At 57.4% G+C, this 14,318-nt stretch carries 15 protein-coding genes and 1 pseudogene; 4 read left to right on the forward strand and 12 right to left on the reverse strand.

Annotated elements, in window-relative coordinates; all coding sequences use genetic code 11:
- Positions 1-271: 271 nt before the first annotated feature.
- Positions 272-538 carry a hypothetical protein gene (locus tag CKW21_RS11895; protein WP_095194162.1) on the reverse strand — a complete coding sequence of 89 codons (267 nt, stop codon included), beginning with the start codon at positions 536-538 and terminating at the stop codon, positions 272-274.
- Positions 539-881: 343 nt separating this feature from the next.
- Here CKW21_RS11895 and CKW21_RS11900 point away from each other — a divergent pair, with 343 nt between their 5' ends.
- Positions 882-2,207, forward strand: a complete 1,326-nt coding sequence (locus CKW21_RS11900; protein ID WP_095194163.1) for a sigma-54 dependent transcriptional regulator — start codon at positions 882-884, stop codon at positions 2,205-2,207.
- 151 nt (positions 2,208-2,358) lie between these two features.
- Here CKW21_RS11900 and CKW21_RS11905 read toward each other — a convergent pair whose 3' ends face one another.
- The 10 genes and pseudogenes from CKW21_RS11905 to CKW21_RS32310 all read right to left on the reverse strand — a co-directional run.
- A complete protein-coding gene (locus CKW21_RS11905) occupies positions 2,359-3,639 on the reverse strand; it encodes a hypothetical protein (RefSeq protein ID WP_095194164.1) in 1,281 nt (426 codons plus the stop codon).
- A 46-nt stretch (positions 3,640-3,685) separates the two neighbouring features.
- Positions 3,686-4,432, reverse strand: coding sequence for a hypothetical protein (locus tag CKW21_RS11910; RefSeq protein WP_095194165.1), 747 nt, complete (start codon positions 4,430-4,432; stop codon positions 3,686-3,688).
- Between the two features lie 47 nt (positions 4,433-4,479).
- Complete coding sequence (locus CKW21_RS11915; RefSeq protein ID WP_095194166.1) at positions 4,480-5,160, reverse strand: C39 family peptidase; 681 nt, start codon at positions 5,158-5,160, stop codon at positions 4,480-4,482.
- 62 nt (positions 5,161-5,222) lie between these two features.
- Positions 5,223-6,704, reverse strand: a complete 1,482-nt coding sequence (locus CKW21_RS11920; protein WP_095194167.1) for a heme utilization protein — start codon at positions 6,702-6,704, stop codon at positions 5,223-5,225.
- A 52-nt stretch (positions 6,705-6,756) separates the two neighbouring features.
- Positions 6,757-7,329 carry an adhesin gene (locus tag CKW21_RS11925; protein ID WP_095194168.1) on the reverse strand — a complete coding sequence of 191 codons (573 nt, stop codon included), beginning with the start codon at positions 7,327-7,329 and terminating at the stop codon, positions 6,757-6,759.
- A gap of 1 nt (position 7,330) precedes the next feature.
- On the reverse strand, positions 7,331-7,771 hold the full coding sequence (locus CKW21_RS11930) for a hypothetical protein (RefSeq protein WP_095194169.1): 441 nt from the start codon (positions 7,769-7,771) through the stop codon (positions 7,331-7,333).
- 326 nt (positions 7,772-8,097) lie between these two features.
- Positions 8,098-8,622 carry an AAA family ATPase gene (locus CKW21_RS11935; RefSeq protein WP_095194353.1) on the reverse strand — a complete coding sequence of 175 codons (525 nt, stop codon included), beginning with the start codon at positions 8,620-8,622 and terminating at the stop codon, positions 8,098-8,100.
- Positions 8,619-9,182 carry a nicotinamide riboside transporter PnuC gene (pnuC, locus tag CKW21_RS11940; RefSeq protein ID WP_095194170.1) on the reverse strand — a complete coding sequence of 188 codons (564 nt, stop codon included), beginning with the start codon at positions 9,180-9,182 and terminating at the stop codon, positions 8,619-8,621. Before pnuC ends, CKW21_RS11935 begins: the two co-directional genes overlap by 4 nt.
- Positions 9,183-9,354: 172 nt before the next feature.
- Positions 9,355-10,089: a methyl-accepting chemotaxis protein gene (locus tag CKW21_RS32305; RefSeq protein ID WP_371917519.1), complete on the reverse strand. Its 735-nt coding sequence runs from the start codon at positions 10,087-10,089 to the stop codon at positions 9,355-9,357.
- A gap of 171 nt (positions 10,090-10,260) precedes the next feature.
- Positions 10,261-11,049, reverse strand: a pseudogene (locus CKW21_RS32310) (cache domain-containing protein); the annotation flags it as partial.
- A 205-nt stretch (positions 11,050-11,254) separates the two neighbouring features.
- Here CKW21_RS32310 and CKW21_RS11950 point away from each other — a divergent pair.
- Together CKW21_RS11950 and CKW21_RS11955 are read left to right on the forward strand one after the other, a co-directional pair.
- The gene (locus CKW21_RS11950; RefSeq protein WP_095194171.1) at positions 11,255-12,085 is read left to right on the forward strand and encodes an undecaprenyl-diphosphate phosphatase; all 831 of its coding nucleotides are present in this window, start codon (positions 11,255-11,257) and stop codon (positions 12,083-12,085) included.
- A complete protein-coding gene (locus CKW21_RS11955; protein ID WP_095194172.1) occupies positions 12,082-12,510 on the forward strand; it encodes a DUF1294 domain-containing protein in 429 nt (142 codons plus the stop codon). The genes CKW21_RS11950 and CKW21_RS11955 overlap by 4 nt, the downstream gene beginning before the upstream one ends.
- A gap of 152 nt (positions 12,511-12,662) precedes the next feature.
- Here CKW21_RS11955 and CKW21_RS11960 read toward each other — a convergent pair whose 3' ends face one another.
- On the reverse strand, positions 12,663-13,022 hold the full coding sequence (locus tag CKW21_RS11960) for an MmcQ/YjbR family DNA-binding protein (RefSeq protein ID WP_095194173.1): 360 nt from the start codon (positions 13,020-13,022) through the stop codon (positions 12,663-12,665).
- Between the two features lie 233 nt (positions 13,023-13,255).
- On the opposite strand from CKW21_RS11960, the gene CKW21_RS11965 reads away from it, so the two are divergent.
- Positions 13,256-14,206: a LysR substrate-binding domain-containing protein gene (locus tag CKW21_RS11965; protein ID WP_095194174.1), complete on the forward strand. Its 951-nt coding sequence runs from the start codon at positions 13,256-13,258 to the stop codon at positions 14,204-14,206.
- Positions 14,207-14,318 lie beyond the last annotated feature (112 nt).

Genomic DNA, 14,318 nt, shown 5'->3' on the forward strand with positions numbered 1-14,318 from the left:
CCTTGCGAGTCGTCGTTGTCCAGAAGTTGGTTGGCGACTTATTAGAAGATCATTCAATCCCTGAATGCCCGGATGCACAACTGGCAGAAATAACAGGCGGAGGGTCGTTGTGTGCCACAACAGTGTCTTTTCGAACCAATGGCAAGCGTGCAAAGGATTAATGTGAGCCAGTTCAAATAACGATGCGAGACACGTGCAGTTGGAAATGAAAACCAGGCAACTAACGGCAAAAAAGGAGGGCGCGGATTACCGAAGTAATCCGCAAAAATGATCAGTGCGGCATCGACCACGACTGCAGTTTGTAACCTTCCTGGCTCAACTCTTCACGAGCCTGTTCAAGCAGGCGTTGAAGCTGCTCAGGGTCGGTATAGGCACTGCTCGGGATCTGCTTGCGGCCTATACTGTTGTTGGTTCGGTCGATGACGGTCAGGCAGAGTTCGCCATTGCCGTCCTGCGGCGCCCAGGCCACGCATTGGAAAGGTTGGAATGCGCGGTCGGCAATCAAAAGAGCTTCGTTGATACGGAGCGGGGCGTTCATAGGATGTTCTCTCAGTATGCCCAATCAAGTGATGTGCCGACGGTTGGGCTTACCGTTCGGCAGGTTACTTGTACTGATGTCCGCAACCGGGGTTCGGGTCACACACAAATAAAAGAAATTTCAACTTTTGTTCAAATGCACATCGCAAGCACATGTTTTGAAAGCTGAATGAAAGGTTGGAGTCGTTAGGTAACTAACAATGCCGGTTCTTATAACTATTTACCCAACGACTCTATAGTCAAACGGTACAAGGCCACGTCAAATTCTTGCTAATGTTACAGCCAGGTCCGCCAAATGACTGTTTTTAATAAAATTTCCTAGAATTTGGCGCCAAGGAACAGTCATGAACGAAGCGCCTGCCTTACGACGTCTATTAGTGGTTGATCCCTGCGACGACTGCCATCGAGTATTGCCGGGATTACGCTCCGTGGGTTGGGATGTTGACAGCTGCTCGCTGGAAAACGCCGCCGACCGAACCTGTGATGTGGGCCTGTTGCGCCTGCAGCCTTTTCACCTTGAACGCCCGGATGCCGTCAAAGAGCTGATCAGCCGCAGTGGTACGGAGTGGATTGCCGTCCTTAATCAGGAAGTCCTGCGCCTGCAGAATGTCGGGGACTTCGTCTGCGAGTGGTTTTTCGACTTCCATACCTTGCCGTTCGATGTCTCCCGGGTCCAGGTCACACTGGGGCGGGCCTTTGGCATGGCGCGCCTGCGCGGGCAGGGCACGGTGCATATCGATCAGCCCGAGCACGAACTGTTGGGCGACAGCAAGCCCATACGCGAATTGCGCAAGCTGCTAAGCAAACTGGCGCCCACCGAGTCGCCGGTATTGATCCGCGGCGAAAGCGGGACAGGTAAAGAACTGGTCGCCCGCACGCTGCATCGGCAATCCCTGCGCCACAGCAAACCCTTTGTCGCGATCAACTGTGGCGCGATTCCCGAGCACCTGATCCAGTCCGAATTGTTCGGCCATGAGAAGGGGGCCTTTACGGGGGCCCATCAACGCAAGGTCGGACGGCTGGAAGCGGCCAATGGTGGCACGCTGTTTCTCGATGAGATCGGTGATCTGCCCCTGGAGCTGCAAGCGAACCTGTTGCGTTTCCTTCAGGAAAAGCACATCGAGCGGGTAGGTGGCAGTCAGCCGATTCCCGTGGATGTGCGGGTGCTGGCCGCGACCCATGTCGATCTCGAAGCCGCGATCGAGAAGAAGCGCTTTCGCGAAGATCTGTACTATCGCCTGAACGTGTTGCAGGTCGCCACCGCGCCCTTGCGTGAGCGCAATGGTGATCTGTCGCTGCTGGCCAACCACTTTTCCCATTTCTACAGCCATGAAACCGGCCGCCGCCCACGCAGCTTCAGTGAAGACGCCTTGGTTGCCATGGGCAAGCATGACTGGCCGGGCAATGTTCGTGAACTGGCCAACCGGGTACGTCGCGGGTTGGTACTGGCCGAGGGTCGACAGATCGAAGCGCGGGACCTGGGGTTGATCAGCCATCAGGGTATTGCCCCGCCGATGGGCACACTGGAAGAGTACAAGCACCGGGCAGAGCGCCAGGCCTTGTGCGATGTACTTAACCGCCACAGCGACAACTTGAGTATCGCCGCCAAGGTGCTGGGGATCTCCAGGCCTACCTTCTACCGTTTGTTGCACAAGCATCAGATCCGGTAAACCCTCTACTGTAGGAACGAGCTCGCTCGCGATGGACTTGAGGACGCCACGGGGGTGTCAGGCATCCCGTGTAATCGTTAACGACCATCGCGAGCACGCTCGCTCCTACAGTAAAAGCCCCGCTACGCGGGGCTTTTTTGTGGGTGTCGGATCAGAAGTAGTACGGGAATTTCAGGCTGAAGGAAAAGTCTGGCGAGTCCTCGGTCAGACCGATGGACAGGTTGGGAACGATGGTCAGGTTGTCGGTGGCTGCCAGGGTCATGCCGATGTTGAAGTTGGCCGAGTTGTAATCGCTGTTGGTGATCGACTGCCAATCGCCGCCGTCCGGTTTGATCTTGCTCTTGCGGGCGAATTGATCGGTGACCGAGAACGACATACTCATCTTCTCGTTCAAGGCGAATGCAATGCCGGCGCCGATCTGCCAGGAATCACCCAGCTTCACGTCCCCTTTGACCTTGGAGCCTTCCTGAGGACTGATGTCGCTGAAAGAGTCCTCCATGTTGTAGGTGTAGGACAGGCTGCCAAACAGTACGGCCGGGTCGAAGGTCTTGACCAGCGAGATACCCGGGGTGATGGCCCAGACACCATTGCCGGTAGGCAAGTCCTCGGGCACCGAGAGGTTATCGTTGCCAGGGTCATTGACCAGCTTGATGCCGTAGGGGTCTTTGCCGGTCGGCGCCTTGATGCGCAGTGTAGCGACTGCGTCGGGCAGGCTTTCCGACTCATCCAGAAACTTGTAGGCCACGCCAACGTTCACATCGCCGATGGTCGGGTCGCGGGTGACGCTGGCGTCAGACGTAACCGGGCCTGCGCCACCGGCGCCTCCGGAGGAATACGTCGATTCGCGATAAACCACGGGAACGTTAATGTCGAACTGCCAGCGTTGTGCAACGTTGTAGCGGGCGGTCAGGTCCAGTGTCCAGTTGTCGGCCTTGATGCGGTCGAGGTTGATGTTGCCGAGAAAAATCGAGTCCAGTGCCAGGAAGCCGTTGAGCGTCAGTGCCCGGGTATCGTAGTGGGTATAGGTCAGGCCGGTTTCGACGCTGAACTTGCCGCCACCGAAGAACCCGCTGGCTTCGTCGTACAGGTTCGATACGCTTTGTGCCGGTTCCGAGTCATCCTTGAGCGACTGCCCGTAGGAACTGCCCGTGGTTCCGGGCGCACCCGCGGCCACTGCCTGACCACCCCGGGTGGTTTCGGCAGGGGATTTGGTCAGGCGTTTGGGAGCAGGTGACGCAGGTGCCGCTTCGACTTGGCGAACGCGCTGCTCGAGTACCATCAGTGCGTTCTGTTGTGCTTCGTAACGCTGTTTCAACTCCATGAGTTCTTGTTTTAGTGCTTCAACCTGGGGATCCGTTGCTGCGTAAAGCAAAGTTGCCGGGGCCAGGCCGCTCAAACAAACGATAGCTCTGAACGTTATCGATCGGTGCATGGGTTAGCCGTCCCTTCTGACTACATCTGATGAGACTGAGCGTAGATCAGAATCCGAGAGTGCGAAGACCTTTGAGCTGATCCAGATTGCCGTTCAACGACCCGGCCGTGGTTACGTTGTCACGCAACACGACATTGAAGGATGTGAGGTTGCGGACCTGGTTGCTGCCGCCCAGCAACGTCGTATTCTGCATCAGCCCACCCTGGGCCAGGCGCTGCACGGTACTGCCCTGATTGTTGTTGGCCACGATATTGAGTTGCACGCCATTGCCGGTCGAGGAAATGCTCATCGAGCCTGCACCGTTGGCGCCGGTCAAGGTCGAGCCTGCGGCCAATGCCTGGCCCTGCTGTTGCGTTACGGGTGCCTGATTAGCCTTTTCGACGTTGATATCAACATTGTTGTAGGCCGTATTATTGTCACCGGCAGCACGCACCACTTGAGTGACCCCTTGGGTGCTGTTGAGGCCATTGCCGCCAGCAACGGTGCCGGTACCGGTGCTTTGCGAACGCGCAGAGCCGGTACCATTTTCGTCGATCATCGACACATAGAACTGCGGCTTGATGGTCGACTGCTGAATTTGCATCGAGGAACGTGCCCCGATCACATCACCGTTGGCATTTTGCCAGGTGCTGGTCATGACAACGCCGAAACTGATGACCCGTCCCGGCATGACAAAGCGGCCGCGAAGGTTCGCCAGTTCCTGATCTTTCAGTTCGATGGGTTTGAAAAATTCTGCCTGGGTTGGCAGGCTGGCGGTCAGGCAAACCATTGCCAGCCAGATTGGAGTCTTCATTGAATGCTCCTGGAGCGTCGTGCTCCCTTTTATTAGAAGAAGTGTTATTAGAAGAAGTCGCTCTGGATGAATCCGAAGTCCATCAACTCAGCGTCCTGCACCGGGCTGAAGGCGTTGATGCGGTTCTTGGCGGTCAGGGGTAAAGGTGGGTCGAGCAACGCATTGTTTTTGTCGTAGCCCTGGCCGATGACGGCAAAGATGATTCCGTTCCAGCCTTTGACAAAGTCTTCGACCTTGTAGCGTTTATGACCGAGTACCGGATCGCCGATATACACCCAGCCGTTGTGGACTCTTTGCATGACCACAAAGTGTTTGTAGCCACGGATATCCATGAGTACAACAACCGGTATCTTGATGTCGTTCAGCGTTTCAGTGGCCACCCGATAGCCACGGGCCCGCATGCCGATACTTTCCACGTAACGCTTCATGTCGAGCATGGAAAAGCCCTGAACGCGGACCAGATCCTGATCGGCGTGTGCCAGCATCCCTTCAATGATCTGTTCTTCATTCACGTCCAGCCAATAGGCCTGACGCAATACGGTCGCCAGCGCAGCCGCGCCGCAACTGAAATCGGTTTTCTGTTGCACCAGGTCGGCAAACTTGCGCTCGCGTATGCTCTGGATCGGCTTATACACCACCGCGCCACCCGGCAGGATGGAAAGCGGCAGTTGCGCAGCCTCGATCACACTGGACACGCAAAGCAAAAATGCCAAGGCGATAATTCGCATGATTGGACGCCCCCTGGATGTTTTGAAAAAAGGCCCCCGTGAGGGGGCCTCCAGAGACAGCATTAGAACGAGGTGTTGGAGATGGCCAGCGAGTTGCTTTGTTGGTTACCCACACCGGCCGCTACGTTGACGCCTAGGTTGCCGCTGCCGCCATTCACCGAACCGCTCAGGGTTGCAGTGTTGGTGACAGGGTTGGCCCAGCCGGTTGGAGTCAGCACTTGATAAGAGACAGAGTTGCTCAAATCATAAGAGCTGCTTTCACTGTAGGCTTTCGCTTTTTCCCACTCGGATTCGGACGATTTGCTGCCCGATTTTTCGAAGGAAGAGGCGTTCGCTTTCTCGTACGATTTATCGATCGATTTTTCGAACGAGGAATCGCGCGATTTGTCGTACGAGGATTCGTGCGACCTGTCGTACGAGGAATCGCGCGACCGGTCAAACGAAGATTCGCGCGATTTGTCGAACGACTTATCTACCGCTACGTCAAGTGTTGCGTCAAGCGATGCGCTGAGCGATGCCTCGGAACTCCTGCTACGGGTGCGATCGCCAAAGCCATTGTTGAAGGTAGTGGAACTGGAAGCCGCTGCTTCAGCGTCCAAAGTAGCACCCAGAGAAGCAGTCAACGAAGCACTCGAAGAACCGCTGGCACTGCTGCTGTTGGAACCACTCGAGTTGCTGCTGTTGGAACCACTCGAAGCACTATTGTTGGAACCGCTTGCACTGCTGCTGTGAGAACCGCTTATATCAGCGCTAAAGGAGCCGCTGGCTTCAGAGCTCTTGGAACCGGCTTTGTTCCAGCTCGAAGAAGCGCTTTGACTGCCGCTGGCCTCGAAGGACTTATCGCGAGAGAAACTACCGCTTTTGGTTGTGGTGAGGGTGATCGTATCGAGGCGATAGGTCCGATCGGCGGAGTTGGTCACTACGAGGCCAGGACCGTTTTGATCGGCAGAGGCGGTGGCGGTTGCGCTGCCCAGTGGTGCATTGGAGTTGGCAATTGCCATGGTGTTTTTCTGCTGGTTCAAATCGCCGCCAGCAATGTTGATCCCCATGTTGCCGCTGCCGTTATTACCCGATCCGCTCATCGTGGCAGAGTTTGTTACGCCGTAGTTGACCACCTTGTTGTTGTTGCTGTACTGCCGGACGCTGGCGGTGGCGGACGCATTGCCGAACACGAAGCTGTTATCCAGACTGGAGTCGGCGCCTGCGTTTGCAATGGCGGCCGCGTTGTCTTGCTGGTTGCCTGCGCCTGCTGCCACGTTGACGCCGACGTTGCCGCTGGTGCCATCGGCAGAGCTGCTCATCTCGGCGCTGTTCTCAACCCCTTCGTTGTAGATGCGGTTGTTGGTACTGCTCTGCTTATCCCAGGCATTGGCAGTCGCATAGACAGGGATCTTGGTTGGAGGAGGGGTGTGGTGGCCGCCGTTATGATGGCCATTGTTGTGGCCGTGGCCACGGTCCCTATCGTTTTGTCCAGCTTGTACAGCAACAGCCATGACCGCAGCAATTGCGAAAACCAGAGGCTTGAGTGCCATCGAAGGTTTCATGGTGATTCTCCGTACTTATTTTAGGTTAAGTGTTGTTTCCTACCTGTTTGGGTCAATCCACGACCCGTACGCTCAGGGTGTTGGCCATTCGGTTTCCCACCCCGGCGCTCTGATTCAACTGAATCACCCCACGGCTACCGGTGAAAGCCTGGTCACTGGTGGTGACCTGGCGGAAGCCGGGTGTGGAGTCAGTTGGATCGGAGTTGTTGAGCAGCGCCACGTTCTGTTGCATGAGGACGCTGTCGTCGATACTTTGCGGCTGAGTACTGATACTGATGCGCAGTGCGTTGGCTTGCTGGTTACTGGCACCCGAGCTCTGGTTAACGCCCAGTGCGCCGTTGCCATGGCTGAAGGACGCGCCCTGGATGCTGGACCGAGCTTCCATATTGGGGTCGACCACCGTACGCAACCGTTGGCGGATCTGGGTGCTGGCACTGGCATTGTGGCCATTGGCGAAGGCCCGGGCGTTGGCTTGTTGTTGCAGATCGCCCGCCGCCTGGTTGACGGCGAGGTTGCCCTGATACTGCATGCCCGAACCGTCGATTTCGGCGTTATTGATGACGGGAGATTGGGCAAAGGTCGATGCACTGCAAAACATGGCGAGAATCAGCAGCGTACGATTCATCTTAACGGTCTCCCGTCATGATATTCAGCGCACCCAGGCCTCGCTGGACGCTTGAATTGACCATGTTGGCGATACCGCTGCCGGAGTTGCCCGAACGTCCGGCGGGGAGGTTGGAAAGCTGGGTCTGGTTGCTGATGTTGCCGCCCAGGTTGCCGGTGCCCTGATTGATCAGGCCGGAGATGCCTGTGCCACTGGTGACGCTTGCAAAGTCGCCGTCGTTCAACTCGTTCGTTTGTTTGAGGATCTGTTGCGACGGGTTGGCGTTGACAGTGGTGGGGTTGGGGTCGGGAATCACCGGCGCACGGGTGGCCATGCGCGTTTTGACATCACGGGTGATCACAATGATGCCGTTGTCGGCCTGTACAGGCACGCAGACACTTGAGCCCAGTGCACATCCGATCAGCAGGAGGCTATAGAAGCTTTTATTATTGAATTTCCCCACGGCGGCAATTCCTTCTGTGAGTGCAACGCTGGCCCTTATCAGCGGTGCGAGGTACAGAGCAGAAGGTGTGCCGTTTTTGGTTTTTCCATTGAAAACAGCGGGTTGGCTTTAATTGTCGAAGTAGTCAAAAAAAAATGTAAAGCCACTGAGACAGAACCGCTCTAGAACGCCGTCTCCGCTGGCGCCATAGCTCGCTACGGGCGCTGCAGGCAAGTTGTATCAGTGGCTTAACATTTCTTGCCGAATTGCCCGGAAGGCTTTATCTCGCGGGTTTGCGCAGGATGAGTGTTTCAGGAATGGACAGTTCGCCAGGGCGGGCACCCCTGTCAGGTCTTGAGCAAGCGTGTCACTGCCTCTAATGCCGCGTCCTGGCGCTGTTGCCAATCCCCTTGCAGGACCTGATATGGCTGGCGGTGCAGGTCGAGCCATTGGCGACTGGCGTGGAAAAACGCCTGGCGTTCTACCAGTTGCGGCTGGCAACGCTGCCCGTCGTCATGCCAGGCCACGTTTTCAGGGCTCAGCAGCAGATGCAGATCGTAATGCCGTGCCAGCAATGCTTGCTCGATCCACTTCGGGCAATCGCCAAACAACGTGCGACTCCAAAGGATATTGCTCAAGAGGTGCGTATCAAGAATCAGCAGTGACGGCTGTTTGGCGCGTGCTTCATCCTCCCAAGTCAGCTGGCCATGTGCTATTGACGAAATGTCATCATAGCGGGTTTCGCGTGCTTTGCTGTCGATGAAGTGCCGAACGTACTCATTGACCAATATGCCGCCAAAGTTGGCGTGAATCTCGTTCGAAAGCCAGCTTTTACCGCTGGATTCCGGCCCTGTGAGCACCAGGACTTTCATGTGCGCAACGCCGGGGCCGCGCGCCATTCGCGCCAGCCCTGCACAGCCAGCAGCAGGAACAATCCATACAAAACGGCCGTCAGGTACAGCGCTTTGTAGACGAACAACCCGACGAAGATCACATCCAGGACAATCCACAGCGGCCAGCACTGCACGCGTTTTTGCGCCATCCACAATTGCGCCACCAGGCTGAAACCCGTGAGTGCGGCATCGAGCCAGGGTTGGGCGGCGTCGGTCCAGTGGGCCATGGCGGCGCCCAACAGCAGGCTGCCAATCGCGCCGAGGGCCAGGCCGAACACTACGTATCGACCGTCGAGCCAGCTGACCTCGCGCCCATGCCGTGCATCGCCGGCATGGGTCCATTGCCACCAGCCGTAGATCTGCAGGCCGGCATAGATCACTTGCAGCAGCATGTCCGAATACAGCTTCACTTCGAAAAAGATCCAGCTATAGATAAGCACCATGACCAGGCCGATCGGCCAGCACCAGGGGTTCTGCTTGACCGTCAACCAGACGGCAATGACACCGAGAGTGGCGGCAAACAGTTCAAGCCCGGACATGCAGGTTCCTTGAGGGAAGTCAGAGAGGGGGCGGATTGTAACCTCAGGCACCCTCCTGTGGGAGCGAGCCTGCTCGCGAAGAGGCCAACCCAGCCAACATCTATGCCGACTGACCCACCGCTTTCGCGAGCAGGCTCGCTCCCACAAGGGGTCATGCAGGTGATTCTTCGGCTTATACGCGGAACTGCCTGAGCAACCCGTTCAACTGCTCACTCAAATCCTTGAGCCGCACGCTCGCCACGCTGGACTGTTCAGCTGCCAGCGCGGTGCTGTGGGAAAGCCCGGCTGCTTGCGTGACGTTCTGGTTGATGTCCTCGACCACATGCGCCTGCTGCAAGGTCGCGCTGGCAATCGATGCGTTCAGTCCGTTGAGGTTGCGCAATGCCTGGCCGATGGCATTCAGGCTGGCGCCGGCCAGACCGGCTTGTTCGATCGTGAGTTGCGAAGCGCGACTGCTGTCGCCGATCACCTTGACCGCTGCCTCGGAGTGGCTTTGCAGGCGTTCGATCATCGACTGGATTTCTGCTGTGGACTTCTGGGTACGCTGGGCCAGCAGGCGCACTTCATCGGCCACCACCGCGAACCCGCGACCTTGCTCGCCAGCGCGGGCCGCTTCGATCGCGGCGTTGAGGGCCAGCAAATTGGTTTGCTCGGCGATGGAGCGGATCACTTCCAGGACGCTGCCGATCTGGTTGCTTTCGCTGGCCAGTGTGCGGATCACTTCCACCGCCTGATCGATGGTGGAGGACAGGGTATCGATTTGCTTGAGACTGCCGTCGATGTTGATCTGGCCTTGTTGCGCCTGGGCTTCGGCATCGCGCATTTCGCTGGCGGCATGCTCGGCGTTCTTCGCCACATCCTGCACGCCATAGGTCACTTCATTGATCGCGGTGGCCACCAGTTCCATCTGTTGCGATTGTTGCTGGCTGCGTTGTTGGGCCTGGGTGGCGTCGTTGCCCAGCTCGCTGGACGATTGCCCCAGGGCACTGGCGGACACCTGCAACTCACCGATCACCAGCCGCAGTTTGGTGGTGAAGGCGTTGAAGTGTCGCGCCAGTTGCGTGACTTCATCCTGGCCGTGGGTGTCGAGGCTGCGGGTCAGGTCGCTTTCGCCGCTGGCGATATTGGCCATCGCGTTCACGGTTTCCTGAAGCGGGCGGACGATGCTGCGGGCAATCACGATCACCAGCGCCGCCATGATCAGTGCGATGGCCAGGCCGATCGCCGATGCTTCCCAGACCTGGCCGTAGAACTCGGCCTGCATGTCATCGATGTACACGCCCGAGCCGATCACCCAGCCCCAGGGTTCGAACAGTTTGACGTAGGAGGTCTTTTCCACAGGGTCGCTGGCACCCGGTTTCGGCCAGCGATAGTTGATGATGCCGGCGCCCTTGGCCTTGGCGACGGCGACCATTTCGTTGAATACCGCAAAGCCGTCCGGGTCGCGGATCGCCGAGAGGTTCTGGCCATCGAGTTTCGGGTTGGCGGGGTGCATGACCATCACCGGCGTCAGGTCATTGATCCAGAAATAATCGTTCTGGTCATAGCGCAGTCCGCGAACGGCGGTCAGCGCCTGTTTCTGCGCAGCTTCGCGGGTAAGGGTGCCGGCGGTTTCCAGGCCGTGGTAGTAGGTGAGAATGCCACTGGCGGTTTGCACCACATGCTGGGTTTTCTGCGCCTTGGCCTCATTGAGGTCTTCGTGAATCTGCTTGAGCATCAAGGCGCCCAATGCCAATAGCATCACGACGGCCACGATCAAGATGAGCCACAAACGCCGACTGATCGACATATTGCGCAAGCTGTTCATAACGCGGTGCTCCAGATTCTTGTTTTTGTGGTTGTTCTTGTAAGAAGAGATCGCCAGCATCCTGTCCGGCCCGAGAACACGGCAACGCCAATCGGGCTTCTCTCACAGGATTTCGGCCCCGCGCGGAAAAACCTGAATGCAAATTGATTTTTCACGGAATTTTCCCCGGCCTGCGGGTATCTTGTGCACGCGGGTTTTCAACTACGCTGAACGCTTTGAAAAATACTGACGGGGCATGCGTTGACGCACAGCCTTTGGGGGATTGATGGATCTTTGGACTGCCTTTCAGGCATTGATTCTTGGGGTTGTAGAAGGGCTGACAGAATTTTTGCCCATTTCCAGTACCGGGCACCAGATCATTGTGGCCGACTTGCTCAATTTCGGTGGCGAGCGCGCCATGGCGTTCAACATCATTATCCAGCTGGGGGCGATCCTGGCGGTGGTGTGGGAATTTCGCCGCAAGATTTTCGATGTGGTCATTGGTTTGCCGACGCAACCCAGCGCACGACGCTTTACCGCGAACCTGCTGATTGCCTTCTTTCCCGCCGTGGTTCTGGGGGTGATCTTCGCCGACTTGATCCATCACTATCTGTTCAACCCGATCACGGTGGCCGCCGCGTTGGTGGTGGGCGGTATCGTCATGTTGTGGGCGGAAAATCGTCAGCATGAGGTACATGCCGAAACAGTGGACGACATCACCTGGAAAGATGCCCTGAAAGTCGGCTTCGCCCAGTGCCTGGCGATGATTCCGGGGACCTCGCGCTCCGGCTGCACAATCATCGGTGGTTTGTTGTTCGGCCTGTCGCGCAAGACCGCCACCGAGTTTTCGTTCTTCCTGGCGATGCCGACCATGGTGGGTGCCGCCGTGTACTCGGGCTACAAGTACCACAAGCTGTTCGTACCGGCCGATTTCCCGGTATTCGCCATCGGCTTCGTCACCGCGTTCATCTTCGCGATGATCGCCGTCAGGGGCTTGCTCAAGTTCATTGCCAGCCACAGCTATGCGGCATTTGCCTGGTATCGGATCGCATTCGGGCTGGTCATCCTGGCCACCTGGCAGTTCGGTTGGGTCGACTGGACCGCGGCCAAGCCATGAGTGACTCGGGCGCGCGCAAACACTCCGCACGCCCATCGGGAGGCGAGATCCGTAATCTTCGGTTGAAGTTGCTGGTGTTCGCGATCCTGTGCGCGCTGCCGCTGTTCGGTTCGATGTCGATGTGGCTGCGAGGGGTTTCGCTGATCCCCCTGGCGGCCTACGGCATCGTCAGCGTGCTGGCGTTCTTGCTCTACTGGAGTGACAAGCGCAAGGCGCGCGCCGATCACTGGCGTACCCCGGAGAACGTCCTGCATGCGCTGGAGTTCGCCGGTGGCTGGCCGGGCGCCTTACTGGCGCAGCAAATGTTTCGGCACAAGACGCGCAAGTTTTCCTTTCAACTGGTGTTCTGGCTCATCGTGCTGCTGCATCAGGTGTTCTGGATCGACATGCTGTTTCTCGGCGCCCATCTGTTCGCCTTGTTCTGAAAGAAATTGATGCAACCCCTGTGGTGAGGGAGCTTGCTCCCGTTGGACTGCGCAGCAGTCCCCTTCTTTTTGGGGTAAGAGGGGGCCGCTTCGCGGCCCAACGGGAGCAAGCTCCCTCGCCACAAAATATTCGTCTTATTAACGACCGGGGTTTAGAGCAACAACCCCACCTGCGTGCGCTTGGGCAACTTGCCGACCACCAGTTGATGGGATCGTCGCAACAAGCCCTGCAACTCTTCGGCGCCAAGCGGGTAGGGTGTCGCCATGATGATCCACTGGGCCCGCGCCAGATAAGGCGCCGGATGAATGCCGGGACGGTCGCAGTGACCCAGAAACAGATCCTTGTCGACCTTGAACGCCAGGGATTCGCCACGCAGGTTCTGCAAGGCGAACATCTTGTTGCCGGCCACGGAAAACACCCGCACGCCACCCCATTTGTAATCCTCTCGAGCACCGGGCAAGGCCAGGCAAAAGGCCGCGACCTGCGCATCACTCATGCGTGCAGCCTTCATGACAAACAGTCTCCATGGGCATTGAATGTATCGATCAAAGGGTTGAGCCGGGCATGTATTGCGGGCGGCGAGTCACCAGCGATCATGCTCACGCTATCGTGCGTCAAGTCCGGTAGAGGGCCTACTGCAGCCTCCGCACTCCCTTAGAGCGGTTTCTCCCGGCGGGGTATGTGAAACACGTTCTATCACCTGCGATACTCCGCCCTGTATTCAGACTGCGAGTAAATTGCTCCGTGTACGATTTCAATGATTTGTACTTTTTTGTTCAGGTCGTCGACCACAACGGTTTCACAAGTGCGAGTAAAAAACTCGACATACCGAAATCGAAACTGAGCAGGCGCATTGCCTCGCTTGAAGAGCGGCTCGGTGTCCGCCTGATCCAGCGATCAACCCGCAAGTTCACGGTCACAGAGATCGGTCAGGATTACTATCGCCATTGCGTGGCGATGCTTGTTGAAGCCGATGCAGCCGAACAAGTGGTCGAGCATTCGCGCTCCGAACCTCAGGGAATCGTGCGTATCAGTTGCCCACCGGCTTTGGGTGCCATGGGGGTCAGTGACATCATCGCGGAATTCATGGTACTGCACCCTAAAGTTCAGGTGCATATCGATAGTACAAATCGTCGCGTTGATGTGTTGGGTGAGGGGTATGACATCGCGCTGAGAGTGCGTTTTCCGCCACTGGAGGACGACAACCTGGTGATGAGAGTGTTGGGTGACAGCCATCAGAAGCTGGTCGCGCGGCCATCGTTGATTGAAGGGCTGACACTGCAAACACCCAAGGATTTGGCACGTTTGCCGAGCATGGATCTTGGCCCACCCAACCGTGAGCACAGGTGGACTTTTTTAGGCGCAAAAGATCAACTGATCGAGGCCGTCCACGCGCCAAGATTTGTTACTTCGGACCTTGATGCACTGCACCGCGCCGCCATACAGGGGGTAGGGGTCGTGCAAATGCCTGAGATCATGGTTCGCCATGCCATACATGATGGGCTCTTGGTGGAAGTACTGCCTGAGTTCGTACTTCGTAGTGGACTTATCCATGCAGTCTTCCCGTCTCGCAGGGGGTTGTTGCCTTCGGTCCGCGGTCTGATCGATAAGTTGGCTGTGGATTTTGGCGCCAACGCCGAAGCGGACAGGGTCGCTTGCGAGAAAGCCGGGAAGGCGCATCCGGCCATGCGGTAGGTGCAAATGTGGATGACTTTGCCAAAGCCGCCAGGAGAGCCCTGCGAAGACATCCGCAGCGCCCTGAACCGTACCTTGATCAGGACACAGGTGACGGCGAGTGAAAGGCTGA

Source organism: Pseudomonas sp. Irchel 3A7, from assembly GCF_900187565.1.
GTDB lineage: Bacteria > Pseudomonadota > Gammaproteobacteria > Pseudomonadales > Pseudomonadaceae > Aquipseudomonas.

What these genes read in the sequence shown, in the direction of transcription:
- CKW21_RS11895 (WP_095194162.1), bottom strand. Translation starts at nt 538, where the DNA reads ATGAACGCCCCGCTCCGTATCAACGAAGCTCTTTTGATTGCCGACCGC.
- CKW21_RS11900 (WP_095194163.1), top strand. Translation starts at nt 882, where the DNA reads ATGAACGAAGCGCCTGCCTTACGACGTCTATTAGTGGTTGATCCCTGC.
- CKW21_RS11905 (WP_095194164.1), bottom strand. Translation starts at nt 3,639, where the DNA reads ATGCACCGATCGATAACGTTCAGAGCTATCGTTTGTTTGAGCGGCCTG.
- CKW21_RS11910 (WP_095194165.1), bottom strand. Translation starts at nt 4,432, where the DNA reads ATGAAGACTCCAATCTGGCTGGCAATGGTTTGCCTGACCGCCAGCCTG.
- CKW21_RS11915 (WP_095194166.1), bottom strand. Translation starts at nt 5,160, where the DNA reads ATGCGAATTATCGCCTTGGCATTTTTGCTTTGCGTGTCCAGTGTGATC.
- CKW21_RS11920 (WP_095194167.1), bottom strand. Translation starts at nt 6,704, where the DNA reads ATGAAACCTTCGATGGCACTCAAGCCTCTGGTTTTCGCAATTGCTGCG.
- CKW21_RS11925 (WP_095194168.1), bottom strand. Translation starts at nt 7,329, where the DNA reads ATGAATCGTACGCTGCTGATTCTCGCCATGTTTTGCAGTGCATCGACC.
- CKW21_RS11935 (WP_095194353.1), bottom strand. Translation starts at nt 8,622, where the DNA reads ATGAAAGTCCTGGTGCTCACAGGGCCGGAATCCAGCGGTAAAAGCTGG.
- pnuC (WP_095194170.1), bottom strand. Translation starts at nt 9,182, where the DNA reads ATGTCCGGGCTTGAACTGTTTGCCGCCACTCTCGGTGTCATTGCCGTC.
- CKW21_RS32305 (WP_371917519.1), bottom strand. Translation starts at nt 10,089, where the DNA reads ATGGAACTGGTGGCCACCGCGATCAATGAAGTGACCTATGGCGTGCAG.
- CKW21_RS11950 (WP_095194171.1), top strand. Translation starts at nt 11,255, where the DNA reads ATGGATCTTTGGACTGCCTTTCAGGCATTGATTCTTGGGGTTGTAGAA.
- CKW21_RS11955 (WP_095194172.1), top strand. Translation starts at nt 12,082, where the DNA reads ATGAGTGACTCGGGCGCGCGCAAACACTCCGCACGCCCATCGGGAGGC.
- CKW21_RS11960 (WP_095194173.1), bottom strand. Translation starts at nt 13,022, where the DNA reads ATGAAGGCTGCACGCATGAGTGATGCGCAGGTCGCGGCCTTTTGCCTG.